This window comes from uncultured Exiguobacterium sp. (assembly GCF_964277885.1).
In the GTDB taxonomy this organism is placed as follows: domain Bacteria; phylum Bacillota; class Bacilli; order Exiguobacteriales; family Exiguobacteriaceae; genus Exiguobacterium_A.
Genome location: NZ_CAXYJR010000003.1, coordinates 24,040 through 46,245, shown reverse-complemented (window position 1 = coordinate 46,245; position 22,206 = coordinate 24,040). Strand labels below are relative to the sequence as shown.

General features: G+C 48.4%; 18 protein-coding genes and 1 riboswitch. Of the genes, 9 read left to right on the top strand and 9 right to left on the bottom strand.

Annotated elements, in window-relative coordinates:
* The first annotated feature begins 16 nt into the window (after nt 1–16).
* Nucleotides 17–2,776: a glycoside hydrolase family 3 protein gene (locus tag ACHWTJ_RS01535; protein WP_394678993.1), complete on the top strand. Its 2,760-nt coding sequence runs from the start codon at nt 17–19 to the stop codon at nt 2,774–2,776.
* A gap of 31 nt (nt 2,777–2,807) precedes the next feature.
* The gene (locus ACHWTJ_RS01530) at nt 2,808–3,329 is read left to right on the top strand and encodes a hypothetical protein (protein ID WP_394678992.1); all 522 of its coding nucleotides are present in this window, start codon (nt 2,808–2,810) and stop codon (nt 3,327–3,329) included.
* A 45-nt stretch (nt 3,330–3,374) separates the two neighbouring features.
* Here the strand turns inward: ACHWTJ_RS01530 and ACHWTJ_RS01525 are convergent, their stop codons facing one another.
* Nucleotides 3,375–4,370 carry a tRNA-dihydrouridine synthase gene (locus ACHWTJ_RS01525; protein WP_029343007.1) on the bottom strand — a complete coding sequence of 332 codons (996 nt, stop codon included), beginning with the start codon at nt 4,368–4,370 and terminating at the stop codon, nt 3,375–3,377.
* Nucleotides 4,371–4,477: 107 nt separating this feature from the next.
* Nucleotides 4,478–6,085, bottom strand: a complete 1,608-nt coding sequence (locus ACHWTJ_RS01520) for an FMN-binding glutamate synthase family protein (protein ID WP_394678991.1) — start codon at nt 6,083–6,085, stop codon at nt 4,478–4,480.
* A gap of 142 nt (nt 6,086–6,227) precedes the next feature.
* On the opposite strand from ACHWTJ_RS01520, the gene ACHWTJ_RS01515 reads away from it, so the two are divergent.
* Both ACHWTJ_RS01515 and ACHWTJ_RS01510 read left to right on the top strand, forming a co-directional pair.
* On the top strand, nt 6,228–6,722 hold the full coding sequence (locus tag ACHWTJ_RS01515; protein WP_047394907.1) for an LURP-one-related/scramblase family protein: 495 nt from the start codon (nt 6,228–6,230) through the stop codon (nt 6,720–6,722).
* Nucleotides 6,723–6,740: 18 nt separating this feature from the next.
* Nucleotides 6,741–7,262 (top strand): NUDIX domain-containing protein, encoded by a 522-nt coding sequence (locus tag ACHWTJ_RS01510; RefSeq protein WP_195866077.1) that lies wholly within the window; start codon nt 6,741–6,743, stop codon nt 7,260–7,262.
* A gap of 41 nt (nt 7,263–7,303) precedes the next feature.
* On the opposite strand, the gene ACHWTJ_RS01505 is transcribed toward ACHWTJ_RS01510, so the two are convergent.
* Nucleotides 7,304–8,527: a sugar MFS transporter gene (locus ACHWTJ_RS01505; protein ID WP_294748922.1), complete on the bottom strand. Its 1,224-nt coding sequence runs from the start codon at nt 8,525–8,527 to the stop codon at nt 7,304–7,306.
* Between the two features lie 221 nt (nt 8,528–8,748).
* Here ACHWTJ_RS01505 and ACHWTJ_RS01500 point away from each other — a divergent pair, with 221 nt between their 5' ends.
* Nucleotides 8,749–9,723: a PD-(D/E)XK nuclease family protein gene (locus tag ACHWTJ_RS01500; protein WP_394678990.1), complete on the top strand. Its 975-nt coding sequence runs from the start codon at nt 8,749–8,751 to the stop codon at nt 9,721–9,723.
* On the opposite strand, the gene ACHWTJ_RS01495 is transcribed toward ACHWTJ_RS01500, so the two are convergent.
* Complete coding sequence (locus ACHWTJ_RS01495) at nt 9,715–10,254, bottom strand: histidine phosphatase family protein (RefSeq protein ID WP_394678989.1); 540 nt, start codon at nt 10,252–10,254, stop codon at nt 9,715–9,717. The genes ACHWTJ_RS01500 and ACHWTJ_RS01495 overlap by 9 nt on opposite strands.
* A gap of 209 nt (nt 10,255–10,463) precedes the next feature.
* Nucleotides 10,464–10,541, top strand: a riboswitch (glycine riboswitch).
* Between the two features lie 160 nt (nt 10,542–10,701).
* Between ACHWTJ_RS01495 and ACHWTJ_RS01490 the strand changes: the two genes are divergently transcribed.
* Nucleotides 10,702–12,069 carry an amino acid permease gene (locus tag ACHWTJ_RS01490; RefSeq protein ID WP_394678988.1) on the top strand — a complete coding sequence of 456 codons (1,368 nt, stop codon included), beginning with the start codon at nt 10,702–10,704 and terminating at the stop codon, nt 12,067–12,069.
* Nucleotides 12,070–12,109: 40 nt separating this feature from the next.
* On the opposite strand, the gene ACHWTJ_RS01485 is transcribed toward ACHWTJ_RS01490, so the two are convergent.
* The gene (locus tag ACHWTJ_RS01485) at nt 12,110–13,639 is read right to left on the bottom strand and encodes a cryptochrome/photolyase family protein (RefSeq protein ID WP_394678987.1); all 1,530 of its coding nucleotides are present in this window, start codon (nt 13,637–13,639) and stop codon (nt 12,110–12,112) included.
* A 179-nt stretch (nt 13,640–13,818) separates the two neighbouring features.
* On the opposite strand from ACHWTJ_RS01485, the gene ACHWTJ_RS01480 reads away from it, so the two are divergent.
* A complete protein-coding gene (locus ACHWTJ_RS01480; RefSeq protein WP_394678986.1) occupies nt 13,819–15,324 on the top strand; it encodes a glycosyltransferase family 2 protein in 1,506 nt (501 codons plus the stop codon).
* Between the two features lie 193 nt (nt 15,325–15,517).
* Nucleotides 15,518–17,011, top strand: coding sequence for a malate:quinone oxidoreductase (locus tag ACHWTJ_RS01475; RefSeq protein ID WP_394678985.1), 1,494 nt, complete (start codon nt 15,518–15,520; stop codon nt 17,009–17,011).
* 44 nt (nt 17,012–17,055) lie between these two features.
* On the opposite strand, the gene ACHWTJ_RS01470 is transcribed toward ACHWTJ_RS01475, so the two are convergent.
* On the bottom strand, nt 17,056–17,598 hold the full coding sequence (locus ACHWTJ_RS01470) for an ECF transporter S component (protein ID WP_294748944.1): 543 nt from the start codon (nt 17,596–17,598) through the stop codon (nt 17,056–17,058).
* Nucleotides 17,599–17,848: 250 nt separating this feature from the next.
* Between ACHWTJ_RS01470 and ACHWTJ_RS01465 the strand changes: the two genes are divergently transcribed.
* Nucleotides 17,849–18,418 (top strand): hypothetical protein, encoded by a 570-nt coding sequence (locus tag ACHWTJ_RS01465; protein WP_294748947.1) that lies wholly within the window; start codon nt 17,849–17,851, stop codon nt 18,416–18,418.
* Nucleotides 18,419–18,461: 43 nt separating this feature from the next.
* Here the strand turns inward: ACHWTJ_RS01465 and ahpF are convergent, their stop codons facing one another.
* The 3 genes from ahpF to gnd form a co-directional block, all read right to left on the bottom strand.
* The gene (ahpF, locus tag ACHWTJ_RS01460; protein WP_294748951.1) at nt 18,462–19,991 is read right to left on the bottom strand and encodes an alkyl hydroperoxide reductase subunit F; all 1,530 of its coding nucleotides are present in this window, start codon (nt 19,989–19,991) and stop codon (nt 18,462–18,464) included.
* A 14-nt stretch (nt 19,992–20,005) separates the two neighbouring features.
* Nucleotides 20,006–20,569 (bottom strand): alkyl hydroperoxide reductase subunit C, encoded by a 564-nt coding sequence (gene ahpC / locus ACHWTJ_RS01455; RefSeq protein WP_012371860.1) that lies wholly within the window; start codon nt 20,567–20,569, stop codon nt 20,006–20,008.
* A 221-nt stretch (nt 20,570–20,790) separates the two neighbouring features.
* Nucleotides 20,791–22,191: a decarboxylating NADP(+)-dependent phosphogluconate dehydrogenase gene (gene gnd / locus ACHWTJ_RS01450; RefSeq protein ID WP_394678984.1), complete on the bottom strand. Its 1,401-nt coding sequence runs from the start codon at nt 22,189–22,191 to the stop codon at nt 20,791–20,793.
* Nucleotides 22,192–22,206: the final 15 nt, after the last annotated feature.

Below are 22,206 nucleotides of genomic sequence, written 5' to 3'. Positions count from 1 at the left end.
CAAAGGTGGATGACGTATGACATACACGCTCGATTGGCAAGCCTATACAAAACTCGCACGACAAACCGTCGCGGAAGGGGCGGTCCTCTTACAAAATGATGGTGTACTCCCGTTGCAACCCGCATCGACGGTCGCTGTCTTCGGACGTAATCAGTTCAACTACTACAAAAGTGGAACGGGATCAGGCGGAATGGTCAACGTTACGAACGTCGTCAGTCCGCTCGATATGCTACGCGAAGACGTGACGCTGAATGCAGACGTCCTCAAGGCGTACGAGAACTGGCTTGAAGACCATCCATTTGACCAAGGTGAAGGCTGGGCAGCCGAGCCGTGGTCGCAAGAAGAGATGCCGCTTGACGCGACACTCGTTCAGCAAGCAGCGCTTGACTCCGATGTTGCCTTGATCATGATTGGTCGTACGGCTGGGGAAGACCGAGACAATACAGCGGATCCAGGGAGTTATTTTTTAACGGAGATGGAACAGGAGATGCTCCGACTCGTGAAGACACACTTCAAACAGACCGTCGTCGTCTTGAACGTCGGGAATATCATCGATATGCGCTGGGTCGAAGAGACGGCGCCAAGTGCTGTCCTTTACGCGTGGCAAGGAGGAATGGAAGGCGGAACTGGACTGAGTGATCTCTTGCTCGGACGTGTCTCGCCGTCAGGGAAACTACCGGATACGATCGTCCGTTCACTCGATGATTATCCGTCAACACCACACTTCGGTCATGCCGATCGCGCGTTGTATCAAGAAGACATCTATGTCGGGTACCGTTATTTCGAGACGTTCGCATCGGAAGCGGTCTTGTATCCGTTCGGGTATGGATTATCGTATACGTCGTTCAACCTGACGACAGATGTGACGACGTCAGCAGATGCTTGGACGATTACGGCGACGGTGACGAATACTGGGCAGACGCGCGGGAAGGAAGTTGTACAAGGATATCTTGAGAAACCACAAGGACAACTCGGGAACCCGACGCGTCAACTTGTTACGTTCGGCAAGACAAAAGAACTCGCACCAGGCGAGCAAGAATCTCTCACACTCGTCGTACCGTTCACCTCATTTGCGAGTTATGACGATAGTGGCGTCACCGGGCATAAATCGTCTTATGTCGTTGAACCTGGCACGTATCAGCTCTATCTCGGAACGGACGTCCGGTCAGCGGTTCCAGTCGCAAGCCATTCCGTCGAGACGCTTGACGTCACGGACGTCTTAACGGAGAACATGGCACCGGTGACGGCGTTTGAACGTATCAAACCACAAGCGACCGAAACGGGATATACGGTGACGTATGAAGCGACACCACTACGGACGATCGATCCGGAACAACGTCGTCAACAGGAGCGTCCTGTTGAACGGACGCAGACGGAAGATGCCGGTTGGAAGTTACGCGACGTCAAAGAAGGACGGGTCACGCTCGAGACGTTCCTCGATCAATTGACAGATGCGGATCTCGCGGCGATTGTCCGGGGCGAAGGGATGAACTCACCGCGCGTCACACCAGGAACGGCGGGCGCCTTCGGTGGCGTGACGACAGAACTCGAAGCGCTCGGTATTCCAGCAGGCTGTTGCGCGGATGGTCCGTCTGGGATCCGGATGGATATCGGAGCGAAAGCCTTCTCGTTACCGAACGGAACGTTGCTTGCCTCGACGTTTAATACGACGTTGATTGCCGATTTATTTGAGATGACAGGTCTTGAGTTACGGAAAAACGAGATTGATACGTTGCTTGGACCCGGGATGAACCTTCACCGCCATCCACTCAATGGACGGAACTTCGAGTATTTCTCGGAGGATTCGTATCTGACTGGAAAAATGGCCGTAGCGCAGCTTGACGGCATGCACCGTGTTGGTGTGACGGGGACGTTAAAACACTTCAGTGCCAACAACCAAGAATTCCATCGGCATGATCTGGATTCAATCGTATCGGAACGGGCGTTACGTGAGTTGTACCTGAAAGGGTTTGAGATGGCCGTCAAAGACGGGAAAGCCTACTCGATCATGACGACGTATGGTGCCGTCAATGGGATCTGGACTGCCGGCTTATATGATCAGAACACACGTATTTTGCGCGATGAGTGGGGCTTTGACGGAATCGTCATGACCGACTGGTGGGCGAAGATCAACGCCGAAGGAACGGAAGCAAACCGTCAGCAAACGGCGACGATGGTCCGTTCGCAAAACGATCTCTACATGGTTGTCGGTGAACCAGGAACGAATCCGTTCGAGGATGATACGTTGACGGCTCTCGCTGACGGAACACTTCGACGTTCCGAGTTACTGCGGAGTGCCGCGAACATCTGTCAGTTCCTGTTACGCTCACCGGTCATGGACCGTGTGATGGGAACAGTATCGCCGGTCGAAGTTCTCGGGGCACCGGTCGAAGAGGAGACGCTCGAAGAGCAAGCGGTCTCGCACCAACGCCTCATCAGTGGAGATGCCTTCCCGTTAACGGACGTCACGACGACGACAGGAAGCAGTCATGTCTTCGCTGTCACGGCGGAAGAGACAGGGATGTATCAGGTCACGTTGACGGCACGTTCGAATGCTGGTGAACTGGCGCAGATGCCAGTGACATTGTTTGCGAACAACATGCCGGTCGCAACGTTCACCTTCAACGGTACTAACGGCGAGTGGGTCAGCCAGACGAAGGATGTCTTCGTCTTCAACCCGCACAACTATTTAAAACTCTACTTTGCACTCGGTGGTCTCGAGTTAAAAGAGTTGACGTTTACGCTTGCGGAATTGTTTCATATGAAGAACGGCTGATTAGATTAGCCGGACGGAAAGGACGGATTGCGTGCAGTTTTCCATCATCAAAAAACGGGTCGAGCAACTGCTCGCCCCGTCGTTACGGGGACGGATTGCTTTTCATGCAGCTGTCTACCGGATTCAAGATAGTCCCAGCCGAGTCTGGGTGACGTTTGACGGTGAAGAGATTCTCGGAGCAGACGACTTTCACTTCGAACGGGAAGTCGATCGGCGCTACGCGTTACAAGCTGCACAGTTACCGGATAAACCAGAAGCATCCTTCCGAGAATTATGGCAGTCCGACTGGTTGAAGCAGTCGCATGCGTTATCGGCAGAGATCGAACGACAGGTCAAACAGGACGGATATCTAGCGAACTATGAGATTCAACAAGACTTGTTGCAGTACCCGAACCTCGCGTTCGAACAAGCGCTCGTTCATCCACATCCTTTCATCCGCGGCATCGCACGGCTCGATCGGCGACTCGGCAAACGACGTTTTCTGTCGCTGGCGAATCAGTCTGACTTTGAACAATGGTGTGCAGATACGCGGCAAACCGTCGAACACTGGTGACACTAAAAAGCACGCTTCCTCAAGACGAGGAGGCGTGCTTTGCTGTTAGATTGAAAACGAGTTGACCTCGTGAATCCCTTCTTCTTCAACGAAGGCATCGAGTAAGGCACGCACTTCGTCCGTTGAGTTCGTCTCCATCAATTTGACCCGCAGTTCACTCGCACCGCGGAATCCGCGGACGTAAATCTTGAAGAACCGGCGTAATGGCTTGAAGAGACGTGGCTCGAATTGAGCTGAGTAATGATCGTGCAGATCAAGCTGCAGACGTAATAAATCGAGGAGTTCTTGACTCGAATGTTCTTTTTTCTCGACTTCGAACGCAAACGGATTGTGGAAGATCCCGCGACCGATCATAACACCGTCGACACCGTATTTCTCGACGAGTTCAAGACCGTGTTGGCGATCGTTGATATCCCCATTGATCGTCAGTAACGTCTGTGGTGCGATTTCATCGCGTAACTTCTTGATTTCCGGAATCAATTCGAAGTGCGCTGGAACGGCGCTCATCTCTTTACGTGTCCGGAGGTGAATCGAGAGGTTCGCGATATCTTGCTCGAGGATGTGGCGCAACCAATCGTGCCACTCTTCGACCTTCGTATAGCCGAGACGCGTTTTGACGCTGACTGGGAGACCGCCTGCTTTTGCAGCTTGGATCAGTTCAGCTGCGACTTCCGGACGATTGATCAAACCGGAGCCTTTACCGTTAACAGCAACGTTATGGACGGGACAGCCCATGTTGATGTCGATCCCGCTAAAGCCCATCTCTGCCATGCCGATACTCATTTCGCGGAAATATTCCGGTTTGTCGCCCCAGATGTGAGCAACCATTGGTTGTTCATCCTCCGTGAACTCGAGACGTCCGCGGACGCTCTGTTTGCCTTTCGGATGACAATAGCTTTCTGTATTCGTGAATTCCGTGAAGAAGACGTCCGGACGCGCCGCTTTTGCGACGACGTGGCGGAAGACGACGTCGGTGACGTCTTCCATCGGTGCTAAGACGAAAAATGGTCGTGGTAAGTCCTGCCAAAAGTTCTTTTTCATAGTATATTAAACCCTTTCCTTAAGGTAATGCACATGTGTGGTTAAAGAATTTCATCAACTATACACTTTAAGCGCTCTAGCTAAAAAGTGCAAGTGAGTGCTATTCGTTACCGTGAGGAAAGAGAGCGATCTATCATATGCCGTGCCATCCAGTCCGGTCCCGGAACCAGGTGTCCGGCTTCATCCTTATAGATGACGTGTTCGGGTCGAAGTTCCGTTGGTGAGACGAGTCCTGCTGCTGCCGTCAGGTTATAAAGACCTTCGCGTAACGAAATGATGTAGTTCGTCACGCGGAAACTTTTTTCGTCGACAATCAGCGCTTTTTGCAGCTTCGGGTCGGTCGTCGCGACACCGACCGGACAGTGATTCGTGTGACAGACTTGCGCTTGGATACAGCCGACATTAAACATCAGACCACGTGCGATATTGACGAAGTCGGCACCGAGGGCGAGAGCGATCGCAATCTTATCGGCACTGATCAGCTTACCGGACGCAAACACTTTGACCTTGTCGCGTAAACTAGCTTCCGTCAGGAGTTGATGGACGAACGGTAAGGCGGAAAAGAGTGGTAGACCGGCAGCATCCGCGAGTTCTTGGAACGTCGCACCGGTCCCTCCTTCGCCCCCGTCGACCGTCATGAAGTCCGGATGACGTCCGGATTCTTTCATATAAGCAATCAACTGACGCATGTCTTCAAGATTACCGACGACGACTTTGATTCCGACCGGTTTTCCGCCAATCTCACGTAGACGTTCGACCCAGTCGAGCATCGTCTCTGGTGTCGTGAATTCGTTGAACCGGTTCGGACTATCGATGCCGACACCGACTTTGACCTTCCGGACAGCGGCAATCTCTTCTGTGACCTTTGATCCTTCGAGATGACCACCACGTGTCTTAGCTCCTTGTGCGAGCTTGAGTTCGAAAGCTTTGACTTGCGGTAACTCACTTTTTTTCTGGAACTCATCGAACGAAAAGTCACCGTCTTCCGTTCGGACACCGAACAGACCGGGACCAATCTGACAGATGATGTCGACGTCACCTTTTAGATGAAAATCGGATAGCCCGCCTTCCCCGGTATTCATCCAGCTCCCTTTAGCGCGACCTAGTCCGATCGAGAGCGCAGTGATCGCCCGGTCACCGAGTGCGCCAAAACTCATCGCCGATTGCCCGATCAATCCTTGGATTTGATAAGGGTGTCGACACGTCGTCGCGCCAATGACCGGTGCATCCTCCATTTTCAAGAGATACGGTGAAATTTGCTTCTCAACGAGATGTTCTTTACGTGTAAATAGTTCATCGCGGTCAATCTGATAGATATGCGTATCCACACGTTCGGATTGATCGATTCGTAATTCCTGACGATTCGTCGGAAAGAGGGCGTTTTGTACATAAAAACCAGCTTCTTCAAAATCACGTTCCGATCCAAAACCGAGAATCCGACTTTGGTATTTGCCGGAAAGGACAGCTGTCTTGTATTCATTACGGGAGAAGGGTTTCCCTTCGTTATTGTTGAGAAATAAGTATTGGCGGAGTTCCGGTCCCATGTTTTCGAGGATGTAACGCATCTTTCCGAGGACAGGGAAGTTACGCAGGACCGCGTGTTCTTGCTGGCGACGATCGGCGCGCCAGACGTGCCAAAAGAGAAGCGGTGGGACAAGGATGATCAACAGGGCGATGGCGAGTAAAATGAAGAGAACAATCGTATCGATAGACATCAAAATTCCTTCTTTCCCGTAGAGTCGTGGTATGTAAATTGATACCACTGAAAGTCAAGAAACAAACGAGAATTTCCAGATATTGAATCTTTTCCATCGATGTTAGCGTAAATGAGACTATACACTAAAGGAGGAGACCGGTATGCATACACTCTATATGAAAGAAAAAGCGTTCAGTTTACGTGGACGATTCTCGATTCAAGACGAGGCGGGGCACGACGCCTATCACATCGAGGGCAGTTTTATGAAACTTCCGAAGTCATTCAGCGTGACGAACCGAGATGGAGAGGAAGTCGCGGAAATCACGAAGAAGACGTTCAGTTTCCGACCGGTCTTTTATGTCGAAGCAGCAGGGCAATCGTTTGAAATCATTAAAGAGTTCACGTTCTTCAAGGACCGCTATACGATCAACTCGGATCAATTCGAAGTGACGGGCGACTGGTGGGATGTTGATTTTGAGGTCTTACAACAAGGGCAACGGATAGGTCGCGTGCAGAAGAAATGGATCTCTTGGACTGATCAGTACATTATTGAAGTCGAAGATGAAGCGATGGAAGAATTGTTGATCGCCCTCGTCGTCGCAATTGATTGCGTCAAGGCGGAGGAAAGTTCGAACTCTACATCTTTCATTGATTAAAAAGGGGAATGATTTAGGATGGAACAGTGGGACGTATATACAGCAGATCGCAAGAAAACAGGACGACTCTGGACACGGGGAACGCCACATACAGCTGGCGATTATCACATGACGATTCACGTCTGTGTCTTTAACGCCAAAGGAGAGATGCTCGTCCAACAACGGCAACCGTTTAAATCTGGTTGGCCGAACATGTGGGATCTGACGGTCGGAGGCAGTGCAATCAGCGGGGATACGAGTCAGATGGCAGCACAACGGGAACTGTCGGAAGAGCTTGGACTCGATATCGATTTCACAGGCATCCGTCCCCATCTGACGATTCCGTTTGAAATCGGTTTTGATGATTATTATCTCGTCGAGCAGGAAGTGGATTTGACGACGCTGACGCTGCAGGAAGAAGAAGTCCAACGCGTCGCTTGGATGACAGAAGAAGCCATCGTCAACGGGATCGAAGAAGGATGGTTCATCGGCTACCATGAATCGTTGATTCGACTGTTGTTTGCCCTTCGCCATAGTTACGGCGCGCATAACGAAGCATAAAAATAAGCCCTTCCGATGATCCGGAAGGGCTTATTGGTGGATTAGGCAGATTTTCGAAGTGCATTCGTCCGTTTTGGTTTTGTTTCTGGTAAGAAGAACGTGAAGAACAGATACACGGAACAGCAGAGGAAGAAGACGATCATCGAGACCGTATATCCCGCATGTCCGAGTGCGTAACTCCAAATGATCGTAAAGATCGTCTGCGTCGCATAAGCGATCGCCCAGAATAGACCAAACAAGACAGTGATCTTTTGCGGTGTCATCCCTTTTCGTTCGTGTGCTAAGTTCATGAAAATCGGATACTGGATGTACATCGCAAATCCGGAAATGAACGCAAAGACATACGAAACGAGCGGCGAGATGTTTCCGAACAAGACGGTGACAAGGAAACTCGCGATCATGACCGTTCCGCTGATCAACAGAGTCGGTTTACGAGGTGTTCCTTTGTTACCGATCCGTAGACCGACGAACGTACCGACGATACCAGCACCTGAGACCAACAGGTTGACGAGCGAACCGTTCAACTGCGTGTACGTATCGAATACAGGTTTCAAGCCAACGAGCGATAAGATATAGAGCGTTAAGAAACCGCCGAAAGCAACCGCATATTTCCAGAGGAATGGGTCGCGGACAGCATCTCCGTAACCGTAAGGCGTTTCGTCCGCGTCCGTAGCATCGTTCAACTCGAACGATTCACTACCGATCCACCATGCGAAGAAGAGGATCGCTGTCAGACTCGCGAAGATCGTCAACGTCAGTTTCCAGTCACTGACGAATTGATCGGCGAACAAGGTGAACAAGAGTGACACAACGAATGCACCGACGTTATAGGAAACAGTGTTGAAGGCGTTGATCCGTAATTTTTCAGCCGGGTCTTGGACGTAACGTGTTACGACCGGGTTCATGTAGACGATGACCATCGAACCACCGAGTCCCATGACCATGCGAGCGACCGTATACGCCCAGTAGTTCGGCAGGTAGATGGCGACGATCGACATCATCAGGAACAACAGTGCGAGTAACGGTGCTTTTTTCGGACCGAGCTTCATCAAGATGAGCGCGGCAAGAATGTTGGCGAAGACACGCGCCGTCGTGATCGAATAGTTGACGAGTTGTGAGATGAGGGGGTCAACGGTTTGATTGCCGAAGAAATGCGCCGTGATTTGTGGCGTCAACGACGAACCCGCAACCCAGTTCATGGCGAAGGTCGCATAGGCGAACCAGAGGACGATCATCATGAAATAGCCTTTTTTAGTGGTAGACATAAAAATCCCTTCTTTTCTGAAGTTCCGCTTCATACCTGAATCGAAAACTACTTAACTTTGTTATCAATTCGTTTAATATAAAGCCGTTTCGAAGGGAAGTAAAATAGATAGTTCTTATGAAATCTATAAGCAAATTGAATGAGTAGAGTTCGTTATTATTCTTCAAATGAATAATAAAAGGAAATTAAATGGTTATAATTGTAATAAAAGGAGGTGTTCATTTGAAACCTAATATTTTTGATTATGCCACAAGTGAGCTATCACAAGATGCTTTTCTATGTTGGTTATTGAAGTGGGCGGAAGAAGGAGCACGGAATCACGATCCGCAACTCCATGCGATTGCGAAAGGGTTCGTACGCGAAATGTTCCACCTTCATGGTTGCCCATTGCAGGAACCCATTCACAGTGTCCGGATTAGAAGACAGTTTAATAGTCTAGATATATTAGCCGTCATTAATGAGACATATGCCATTCTAATCGAGGATAAAGTCTTTACGAAGCATCATTCGAACCAATTAAAGCGATATCTTGATATGGTCAAAACGCATCCCGAAACATGGTATTTGAAGCCGATACCGATTTATTACAAAATCGTAGAACAAGGCGACTACTCCGGCGTGATAGGAGCAGGCTATCAAGTATTTACGCGAACGAAGATGATTGAAGTACTGAGCGGCTTTCATGCTTCAACGACCAATGATATTTTGCATGACTATCTTCAGTATCTCAAGCAGATCGACACCTCGATCGAATCCTATAAAACACTCCCTCTCACGGAATGGAGCAATTTCTCTTGGCAAGGATTTTTTAGAGATCTGCAAAAAGAATTGAAGAACGGAAACTGGGGGCGCGTGGAAAATGCCCGCGGTGGATTTTGGGCATTCTGGTGGAAAGGAGACGATAGTCAACCGCACTATTGGCAGTTAGAAGAATCAACGTTAAAAGCTAAGATAGAAGCTTCTGACAGTCAAAATATGAGAGCGTATCGGGATGAGTGCATGGAAGCATTATTGGAGTATTCTCAAAAAAATGAGTTGAATTTAAGTCGACCAAAAAGTGTTCGTAGCGGAAAAACGATGACGATTGCACAACGCCCCGATTACATACAAGTTTTTGACGATCAAACAATTAATTTTGAACAAACTGTATTCGAATTGAAGCGTTATGCATATTTGAGTCAGGCTCCGTCAGTATAGATCGATTGGTTGAAAGGACATTACATTATCTACTTGCGTCACCTTAAAAAGATCCGGATTCTTCAGCTGTAAACTTTCTTCGAATCCAAACGTTTGATCGATCGAATGTAGGTATAAAGATAACAGATTCCCATGTGTCACGAGAATGGCTCCATCATGCTGTTGCAACGCTTCTTCAACGACGCGTGTGATACGCTCTGTCGCTATCCGGCTAGATTCACCACCAGGACACGTATAGTCGGGATCGATGAACGTTCGACGAAGATAGTCCTGCCAATCGTCAAGTGGAACAGCACTTAACCGTCGTTCTTTTAAGTCCTCTTCTTGTACAACGGGTAGTTTCAAAGCAGTCGCAAGTGGTTGAATCGAGTCGAGCGCACGGCGATACGGACTCGAAAGAAGATGCGTGATCGTAAGCTTAAGTAACTGCGTACACAGTCGTTGCGCCTGTTCTTCTCCACGAGGAGTTAACGGGGCTTCCGGTGCTTGACCGGTCGTTTCACAGTGGCGAACCAAGTAAATCGTCGACATGAATGTTCCATCCTTTCGTGATCAAGTCGTGCTGTATGATTTCTGGAAAAGATGGTAAAGTCCTTTTCACAGATTGAAAAATCATTTTGAAAAAGGCGTTGACAAACGCTTTAGAGATTACTAGAATTAGAAACAATTCATCGGTGCAGCGACGCATCGGATAATCAAATAAAGAGAAAGCTATGATTGTCATGGGTCACACTATGGCAGGAGCAGCTTCTGGAGAGACCGTGTCGACACGGCGCCGAAGGGTTCACAATCTCAGGCAAACGGACAGAAGAGTAATCACATGCAGCGACGGGCATTCATGGAATGTCATAGTGGCGTGTATGGGTTATTCCTTTGATTTTGTTGAGATTGGACATTCGTCCAGTCTCTTTTTTTCTTTTTCAGGACCGACAGAACGGTCTGAAGCGTAGAGAAACCATCACAAGGAGGAGTTCAGGTTTGGAACAGCAAGGATTAAAACGGGATTTATCGAATCGTCATGTACAGTTGATTGCCATTGGTGGAACGATCGGAACGGGGTTGTTTTTAGGATCAGGTAAAGCGATCCAACTCGCTGGCCCATCGATCATTTTTGCCTACTTACTCGTCGGGATCGCGATCTTCTTCGTCATGCGGGCACTTGGGGAATTGTTATTGTCAAAAGCAGGTTATCAGTCACTCACGGACATCGCAGAAGATTATCTCGGACCACGTGCCGCGTTCGTGACCGGGTGGACGTACTGGTTCTGTTGGATCATGACAGCGATGGCGGACATCATCGCTGTCGGTGTATACGTTAAGTATTGGTTTGATATCCCGCAATGGATTCCAGCCGTACTCGCTCTTTTGATTTTACTTGGTTTTAACTTATTGACCGTTAAATTATTCGGAGAACTTGAGTTTTGGTTCGCCTTGATCAAGGTCGTGACGATCCTCGCCTTGATTGGTGTCGGAATCGTCTTACTCGCGATCGGTTTTAAAACGGACGCCGGTCCCGTGACAGTCTCGAACCTCTGGTCACATGACGGATGGATGCCAAACGGGATTTCTGGATTCTTGCTATCGTTCCAAATGGTCGTCTTCGCCTATGTCGGCGTCGAGCTCGTTGGGGTGTCGGCAGCAGAAACAGCGGATCCGAAAAAGAACATTCCGTCCGCGATCAATAAGATTCCGCTTCGGATCTTATTCTTCTATGTCGGTGCCTTACTGATTCTTTTGATGATCAACCCATGGACAGGATTAAGTGCGACAGAAAGTCCGTTCGTCAAGACGTTCAGTCTGATTGGGATTCCACTCGCAGCAGGAATCATCAACTTCGTCGTACTGACGTCTGCCGCTTCTGCATGTAACAGCGGAATGTTCTCGACAAGTCGAATTCTGTATAACCTGGGAAATCAACAGCAAGCGTCGAACAAGTTCTCGAAGTTGAACAAAAACCATGTCCCAGCAAACGCCTTGTTCGTCTCGACGATTGTCGTATCAGTCGGTGCTTTGCTCAGTAAACTGTTACCAGGACAAGCGTTCAGTATCGTCACGACGATCAGTGCGATCTGCTTCATCTGGGTCTGGGGTGTCATCCTCGTCTGTCATCTCCGGTACAAGAAACAAAATCCGGAATTGCATGCAGGGTCGACATTCAAAGCACCATTGACACCATTCGTCAATTACCTCGTGCTCGGATTGTTTGCCGTCATTCTCGTCGTCATGCTGTTTGCTGATGATACACGTCCAGCCTTGTTACTGACACCGGTCTGGTTCCTCGGATTATTCGGACTGTATCACCTCCGGAAAAAGAAACAACAAGCAGCTAATCAAAAAAGTGCGTAATTCAAAACAAGCCGGTCGGATCTAATCCGACCGGCTTGTTTTATGGTGTATCGAAAGCACCGTCCTGTAATTGTTTGCGAAGTGCTTTCGCTTTGTTTCGAATGTCACGTTTGCTGTCCGCATCGCGTTTTCCCCATTGCCGATACATCATCGACATCCGTGGATTATCAGCGAACCGTTTTTCGTGCCGGTCAATGAAGTCCCAGTACAGAGCGTTAAACGGACAGGCATCCTCTCCGAGCATATCCTTTTGATGGAACGGACATCCCTTGCAATAATCACTCATCTTATGGATGTAATTCGCCGAAGCGATGTACGGTTTAGTCGATAGCGTCCCCCCATCGGCATGAAGCGCCATTCCGAGGACGTTCGGTAAGACGACCCAGTCATAGGCATCAATGTACATCTCATTGAACCAGTCAGCTGTCTGTTGCGGCGAGATTGCAAACAGATTAGCGAAGTTCCCGAGCACCATCAAGCGCTGGATATGGTGATTATGGGCATGCTCGACGACAGGACGTAACGATTCAGCGACACAATTCATGTTCGTCTTCCCGGTCCAGAAAAAGTCTGGTAGGTCCGCTTCATGACGCAGCGCATTGACGGAAGCATAGTCCGGCATCTCGGCTAGATAGACGGCACGCATGTATTCACGCCAGCCGAGGATTTGTCGAATAAAACCTTCGACCGCATTGAGCGGAGCATCTTGATCTTCGAGGGCGGCCTCGACTTGACGAATGACCTCTTCCGGTGTCAGTAGACCGAGATTGATTGCTGCTGACAAGAGTGAGTGCGATAACGTATCTTCACCAGTGAGCATAGCGTCTTGATATGTCCCGAACGTCTCGAGTCGTTCTTCGATGAAACGATGAAGAGCCCGCGTCGCTTCCTTTCGCGTAACCGGCCAATGGAAGGAATCAAGTGCTCCCGGATGATCAGAGAAATCACGCTCAACCTTGTCGATGACGTCCTTTGTGATGCGATCAGGGCGAAACTGAACGGGATCCGGAAACGTCGTCCCGGACTTCGCTGGTTTTCGATTCTCGGCGTCAAACGACCACTTTCCACCAATCGGTTTAGAACCGTTCATGAGAACGTTTCGTTCCTTGCGCAGTTTGCGATAAAATCGATCCATCTTGTATGGCTTATCTCCGATTGCTTCGACCGCTTCTTCCTGTGTCAGTAAAAACAACGGCACGTCGGAACAGACCTCGACCGTGATTTTCTTCGGTAAAGCGTCTTGCCACTTGTGCATCGCCTTGCGCATCGGTTCGTCCGTGATCGCCGTATAGAATACATGATCCGGATCATGATCTTTCCGGTGCGCCTTGAACGCCTGATCGAACGAATCAGCTTCTCGATAATCGACGGTAAAGCCTTTTTCGCGCAGTTCTTCCGCGAAATGACGCATCGCAGAGAAGACGAGGACAAGTTTTTGTTTATGGTACGTCTTCCACTTGGAGCGTGAGGTCGCTTCGACCATCAGGATGACATCGTCTTGTTTATTTGCTTCCTGCAATAAGGGGAGATCGTGATTCAATTGATTACCAAATATCCAACGTGTCGCCATGAAAGTTCCTCCTTTATCTTTGTTATATGATTACCGTTTTTGAATGAATTCATACGTATGTATGTGTTGAGACCATACTTGCAGGATGATTGGAATTTATATATAATATGTATATTTTACATTTAAAACCAAAATAGTTTGTAAAGTGAATGACTTTTTTCGGACAAGGAGTGAATCAAGTGGGACTGAATATTGCATCACTACCGAAAGACTATGAGGTGCTTAATGAAAAGCGGCTTAGGCGTCATGTCGCCGTTACAGTCATCATTCCAGTGTATAACGCAATCACTTACCTTGATCGAACGATCAATTCCGTTTTGGTACAGACGATCGGTATTCGAAATGTGACAATCATTGCGGTAGATGATAAATCAACAGATGGTTCACGTCGACTTTTACGGCGTTTATCAGCCTTATATCCTCAACTTGTCAGTGTACTGCTGAAACACAATACGGGCACGCCTGCGATACCACGTAATCTAGGTTTGACTCTTGCACGATCGAAGTATGTCACATTTTTGGATGCGGACGATTGGTTAGCGCATGACGGGTTACGGATTTTGAGTGAGACGATGGATCGAACCGGAGTAGACTATGCTTGCGGACGTACAATTCAAGTGTCTACGCATCAACCGAATCGAATCATCGGTGTTCACGAATCGAATCGCAATCGTGATCACGTCTCTCCTTATACTTTAAAGCATGCGTTTTATCATCTCGGTCCACGTGCCCGTATGATGCGTCGAGACTTTCTGTTACGTCATGCTATTCAATTTCCTTCGATGAAATTCGCCGAAGATAAACAATTTTTTATCGATGTTTTGATACGAACGGATGCGATATCGACTGTTACTGCTCCCATCTATTATTTAAATCGTCTTGAGGAGAATGACTCATTAACGAAACAGACAGATATCATGGAAAAGATGGAAACGAATCTTATCGTCTTACGTCATGTTTTGGCATATAACTTATCTATTGAAAAGGAGCGTCTCATCCTCAATCGACTGATCGAGTTTGACTGCATCACACGTTTGTATGACCGTAAGCACTTTCTTAAAAGTCATGATCCGTCAGCCTATCATCAAATGTTTGCGCGCGTCGTTGCCTTATTTACGCAACACCGTTCCTATCCCATCGATTCATTGATTGAAAAGCCGTTCAATCGTCTGTTGTATCATTACTGGAACACCGGACGTTTTGATGATTTCATGGATGCTGTCAAGTGGTCGAAATCGAAAGAAAAAAAGGAAATCGAATGGGTGGATGATCAACCCTACTGGAGTATTCCATTAGGCAGTGATCAGAAACAAATGCTAGCTCTACCTCTCTATGTGAAGGTGCACGAATTAGAACTGACAGAAGAAGGACTCGAGCTAACGGTTCAAACACTTGGAGATCGACGAATTCATGTAGAAGGAATTACACTACAACATCGTAATTGGATGGAAGAAACGCATCTTTTAAAGACAGATGTCACAAATCTTGAAAATCATTATTATCGCTTGCAGATAGAACTACCCAAACAAATGGAGCGGGGGAGTTATCTTGTTTATTTACGCTTTGATGACTATGGACAGCAGGTCATGGCTATTTCGATGGAGGAGCCAGTGATTCAAAAAAGCCATCACACCTATCGTTGGTATGAAACCATCAAAGGAAACTTAGGATTACGAATCAAATGAGCGGAATCGTCTGCTTCGAAAAGAGGCAGACGATTTTGTGAAATCAGCTGCCTTGGCACATTTCTGAATGTAAAAGAAGTTCCTTTCTGTGCAAGCTATGATAGGGTTATAATGGAAAGGTAAGTTGTCGTCATGAGGGGGAAGTTTTTCATGACAGGTAGTCCATAATATCAACGGGGATAGGAAGGATATCATGAGCAGTATGCCTAAAAAAACAGACGTTATTTTAATTGGTGCCGGAGTCATGAGCGCGACGTTAGGGGTCTTGTTAAAAGAACTCGCGCCTGAGATGAACATCAAGGTATTCGAGAAACTCGCGAGTGCCGGGGAAGAAAGCTCGAACGAGTGGAACAATGCCGGAACAGGTCACGCCGCATTATGCGAACTGAACTATACGACAGAAAACGCCGATGGTTCGATCGATATCAGTAAAGCAGTCAAAGTAAACGAACAGTTCCAACTGTCACGTCAATTCTGGTCGCATCTCGTCAAGGAAGGTGTCTTGCCGAATCCGAAAGAATTCATCATGCCGATTCCACATATGAGCATGGTCGAAGGAACGGAAAACGTCGAATTCTTGAAAAAACGATTGGAAGCGCTATCAGCGAATCCGTTGTTTGCGGGAATGGAATATTCAGAGGATCCAGCGAAATTAGCCGAGTGGATTCCACTCATCATGAACGGTCGGACGTCACCAGAGCCGATCGCTGCGACAAAAATCGATTCAGGAACGGACGTCAACTTTGGTGCGTTGACACGAATCCTGTTTGAATATCTCGCACAGCATAATGTAGAGATCAACTATCAGCACGGTGTCGAGGATTTGAAACGTGTTGACGGGGGATGGGAAGTCAAAGTGAAGAATGAGCGCGATCACCGGATCGAGCATCATACGGCGCAGTTCGTCTTCATCGGGGGTGGCGGCGGTAGTTTACCATTGCTCCAAAAAACAGGCATCGAGGAATCGAAGCAAATTGGTGGTTTCCCGGTCAGTGGCTTGTTCCTCGTTTGTAAAAATCCTGAAATCATCGAACAGCATCATGCGAAAGTCTACGGAAAAGCGAAAGTCGGAGCACCGCCGATGTCAGTACCGCACTTGGATACACGGTACATCGATGGAAAGAAATCGCTCCTCTTCGGACCGTTTGCTGGCTTTTCACCGAAGTTCCTCAAGACAGGATCAAATCTTGATTTGATTGCGTCCGTCAAACCGAACAACGTCTTGACGATGCTTGCTGCGGGAGCAAAAGAGATGGGATTGACGAAGTATTTGATCGAACAAGTTCTCTTGTCGACGGAACAACGGATGAACGAATTACGGGAGTTCATCCCGAATGCGAAAACAGAAGACTGGGATGTCGTCGTTGCTGGTCAACGTGTTCAAGTCATCAAGGATACACCACAAGGCAAAGGAACACTCCAGTTCGGAACAGAAGTCGTCAGTGCAGCCGACGGATCTGTCGCTGCTTTACTTGGAGCATCTCCAGGTGCCTCAACAGCGGTACCGGTCATGCTCGAAGTGCTCGCAAAATGTTTCCCGTCCGAACTACCGGCGTGGGAAGCAAAAATCAAGGAGATGATTCCGTCTTACGGGATCTCACTCGTTGAACATCCGGAGCTGTTCGAACAGATTCATGCGGAAACAGCCAAAACGCTTGAGCTTGAACAAGGTCAACCGATTCGCTAAACGAAAACCGTCCAACTCTACGAGAGCCGGACGGTTTTTTTGATTTAGCGGAAGTTACGGAAGAAACGCGTTTTCTTCAGTGCGATCCCGACTGGAATCGCGACAAGGATTCCGAGGACGTTTTGAATAATGTTTCCTGTAATTGAACCGAATGGTGCGACCCAGTTGCTGAACATAATCCCTTCATGTACGAAGTAGACGAGCAACATGACAGGAGCGGAAGCGATCATCCCGATCAAGTTGAACGTGACATTCGTTCCGTTACGACCACCTGACCACGCGATGTAACCGACGATCAACCCTTGAAGTCCACGTGCGATGATCGTACCAGGTGCCCAAATTGTATAGCCCAATAAAAGATCGAATAACCCCATTCCAACAGCACCGGCAATCAATGCTGTCCGTGGACCGAATAAAATTGCGATGAGAAAGAGCATGGCTGTTCCCATATGAATAAGACCACCGTTTAGTGCGATTGGTAATTTGATATTGATGAACATCGTTGCGACAAGAACAAGTGCGATCGACATCGCAGTAATAACGAGCTGGCGGGTACGAGTACTAGAATACGGTGCTGCTTTTTGCATGTGGCTAACCTTCTTTATGATAGATTTTAAGATAGCTTTAATCTATCAGATGACTGGACTAGTCAAAAGTGTCAACTTTGAATTATTTATAGGGGTCAGTTTTGAATACATACCTTTATCTGTTCTTAATTCCAGAAACGTACGATCTATTGATACAGCCCTGAATGAAAAAATCTCTAAAACGGTTATCATTTTCGAATCTATTCCTCGTTTTTTTCGTACAATGAACAGCGAAAGGAAGGGGAAGTCTATGAAATATCAGATCGCGACAGCCGTTGTCATACTTGCTTCGTTGTCACCAGTCACATCGGAGGCAAAGGATCAGACGACACAACATCAACGTTATTACGCAGCATATGAAAAAATCGTGGAAAACATAAATCGGACACATGAAAATGCGGACGTCACGTTGCTTGCAGCAAATCAATTCGCAGACGAGGACTGGGTTTCGCCGGAACGTTTTCAAGAACGGGCACTCGAACGGTTGAAGCCGCTACGTGTCCAAACGAGCTTAGAGTGGGATAGTGAACGAACGCTTGAACGTACGGAACGTGGAAACGATGTCCGGATCATCGGAAATTTCGAGACGGAACTCTTGGAACAGAGTAAACGCCAACGATTATCCGATGTCTTTTCGATGACGTCTCTTGCGATCGATGGTGGAAAGTGGACGCAAACCGGATTCTCCGGTACTCCAATCGATGCTTTGCAAACGATGGTCGTAACGGTCAGTGGTACATACGCGAAGCAAGGCATCTTAACAAGACATCACATCACGAAAGAATATCATTGTTCATGGTACGGTGAAATCTACTATTGAGGCAGAAAAAGAGCGAAACTCGTTTGAGTTCCGCTCTTTTTCATTAATTCCGGATCAAGTGATCGAAAGCACCGAGTGCAGCTGTTGCACCAGATCCCATCGAGATGATGATCTGTTTATACGCGCTATCTGTGCAGTCTCCTGCTGCGAAAACGCCTGGTACGTTCGTTGCGCCGTGGCGATCGACTTGGACTTCACCGAACTTGTTACGGTTCACCGTTTCACCGAGCCAGTCTGTGTTCGGTACAAGACCGATCTGGACGAAGACACCCTCGAGCTCGACGTGACGTTCGACGTTCGTTTCGCGCTCGATGTACGTGATACCGTTCACTTTGTCCGTTCCTGTGATTTCCTTCGTCTGTGCGTTGACGACGACCGTGACGTTCGGAAGTGAAGCGAGGCGTTCTTGAAGAACAGCGTCTGCTTTTAATTCGGGTGCGAACTCAAGGACCGTGACATGCTTGACGATTCCCGCGAGATCGATGGCTGCTTCGATTCCTGAGTTTCCGCCACCGATGACTGCGACACGTTTTCCTTCGAACAATGGACCATCACAGTGTGGGCAGTAGGCGACGCCTTTGTTCTTGAATTCGAGTTCGCCTGGGACACCAACGTTACGCCAGCGTGCACCTGTTGAAAGGATCAAACTCTTCGTCTTCAAGACAGCACCATTCTCAAGTTCAAGCTCGAGGAGGTCCTTCTTCTCAAGACGAGTTGCTCGTTGCAGGTTCATGATATCGATGCCATATTCCTTGACGTGCTCCTCAAGACTTGCGACGAGTTTTGGTCCTTCTGTGTACTTCATGCTGATGAAGTTTTCGATGCTCATCGTATCCATGACTTGTCCACCGAAGCGTTCTGCGACGATTCCTGTCCGGATGCCTTTACGGGCTGCATAAATCGCAGCACTCGATCCAGCTGGACCACCACCGACGACGAGGACATCGTATGGATCTCTATCAGCGAAATCAGAAGCATCGGCACCTGTGCCAAGCTTCGCCAAGATTTCTTCGAGTGACATCCGTCCGTTACCGAATGCTTCACCGTTGACGAAGACCGTCGGAACAGCCATGATCTCTTTTTGTTCGACTTCTGCTTTAAATGCCGCCCCATCAATCATCGTGTGACTGATGTTCGGGTTGAGAACGCTCATGACGTTCAACGCTTGTACGACATCCGGGCAGTTGTGGCAGCTCAAGCTGATGTATGACTCGAAGTGGTACGTTTCTTGAATGCCTTGAATCTGCTTGATGACGTCCGCATCGACCTTCGGTGCTCGACCGCTGACTTGTAGCAGAGCAAGAACGAGAGACGTGAACTCATGACCGAGTGGAATTCCCGCGAACGTGATGCCACTTGTCTCACCGACACGGTTGACTGTGAAACTTGGTGTCCGGGGAAGGCTTGCCTGCTCGACGGAGATGCGTGGTGTCATGCTTGCGATCTCTTCGACGAGTGCGCTCATCTCAAGCGAGACGGCGTCTGTCCCAGCGCTAACCGCTAGGACGAGATCGCCTTCGAGAAGCTCGAGGTATTGCGCGAGTTGTGCTTTAATGTCTGGTGCTAAAGCCATCGCGAATCCGCTCCTTAAATTTTTCCGACGAGGTCAAGGCTTGGTGTGAGTGTTGCAGAGCCTTCTTCCCATTTCGCTGGGCAGACTTCGCCTGGATTGTTACGTACGTATTGTGCTGCTTTGATTTTGTTGACGAGCGTGCTTGCATCACGACCGATGCCGCCTGCGTTGATCTCAACCGTTTGGATGACACCGTCTGGGTCGATGATGAACGTACCGCGGTCAGCAAGACCATCTTGTTCGTTCAAGACTTCGAAGTTACGTGAGATGACGTGTGATGGGTCGCCGATCATGACGTACTCGATTTTACCGATTGTTTCTGATGTTTCGTGCCATGCTTTATGTGTGAAATGCGTATCTGTTGAAACAGAGTAAACTTCAACGTCAAGCGCTTTGAGTGTTGCGTATTGGTTTTGGAGATCTTCGAGTTCTGTCGGGCAAACGAATGTAAAGTCTGCAGGGTAGAAACATACGACACTCCATTTACCGCGAAGGTTAGCATCCGTTAGGTCAACGAATTCTCCGTTGTGGAATGCTGATGCACTGAATGGTTTTACTTCACTTCCGATTAAAGACATGATAAAAATCCTCCTCAAGGGTTCTATATTTAGAATCTGTTCTAGTGCATACAGGTAATCTGTATTTATCACACTAGAATAATTCTAATCTAATACTAATTTCATATAGACCAACACTTTTGTCAAGGTATAATCGGTAATTTCTTATTTCAGGAAAGATTGTGTGAACAAAAAAAGAACTCCCGACTCCTAAATGAAACAGGAGTCGGGAGCTGTATTCCTTATTGCCAGTCCGTATGGAAAATGCCTTCGCGGTCTGTTCGGGCATACGTGTGAGCGCCGAAATAATCACGTTGTGCTTGCAACATGTTGGCATTCGAATTCGCTGTCCGGTAGCTATCGTAATACGTCAGTGACGTCGATAGAGATGGGAGTGCAAAACCAGATAACGCTCCCTCGGCAACGACGTGACGTAACGATTTTTGGTACGCCTGTACTTTCTCAGCGAAGAACGGGGCGAGCATCAAGTTCGAGAGGTTCGCGTCGTTTTTAAACGCTTCACTGATGACGTTCAAGAAGTCGGCCCGGATGATACATCCGCCACGGAAGATCAAGGCAATCTCCTCAAGGCGTAAATTCCAGTCATACAACTCAGACGACGTCCGGTACTGGGTGAAGCCTTGCGCGTATGCGGCGACTTTCCCCATATAAAGCGCTTGACGGATCCGTTCGATCCACGTATCTCGCTCAAGCGTTGACAAGTCTTCTGGACCCTTTAGAACAGCAGACGCTGCGACGCGTTCTTCTTTAATAGCTGAAAGGTAACGCGCGAACAGGGCTTCTGTAATGATCGAAGAGGCGATCCCATTATCAATGGCTTGCAGGCTCGTCCATTTTCCAGTTCCTTTTTGACCGGCTTGATCGAGAATGACATCAATCAATGGTTGGCCAGTCTCATCATCCGTTTTCCGGAGAATGTCCGCTGTGATCTCAATCAGATAACTTTTCAGTTCACCTTCGTTCCACTCGGCGAAGATGTCCGCGACTTCCGTGACATCGAGTCCGAGGCGGAAACGGAGGAAGCTATACGCTTCAGCGATCAGTTGCATGTCCGCATACTCGATTCCGTTATGGACCATCTTGACGAAGTGACCAGCGCCTTTTGGACCAATATAGACACAACATGGATCTCCTTCGACGTGAGCGGCGATCTTCGTCAAGATCGGTGCGACATGTTCGTAAGCTTCTTTCGATCCACCCGGCATGATCGCAGGACCAGTCCGCGCACCGACTTCACCACCCGATACACCGACGCCGATGTATTCGATCCCGTGGCGTTGTAACTCGTCGAAACGACGCTCTGTATCGAGGAAGTGAGAGTTCCCACCATCCATGATGATATCGCCTGTTTCGAGATGCGGAAGTAACGATTCGATGACTGAATCAATCGCGCTACCAGCCGTGACCATCATGAAGATTTTACGTGGGCGAGCGAGTGATTGAACGAATGCTTCAATGTCATAGTACGGATGAAGAGGTAGTCCCTCATCATGTGCGACGAGATCGTCCGTTAAATCACGTGTGTAGTTATAGATGGCGACCTCTTCTTGCTGACTCGCCATATTCAGTGCCAGGTTGCGTCCCATGACACCAAGCCCGATGACTCCAATAGAATGTTGCATAAGTAGAACGACTCC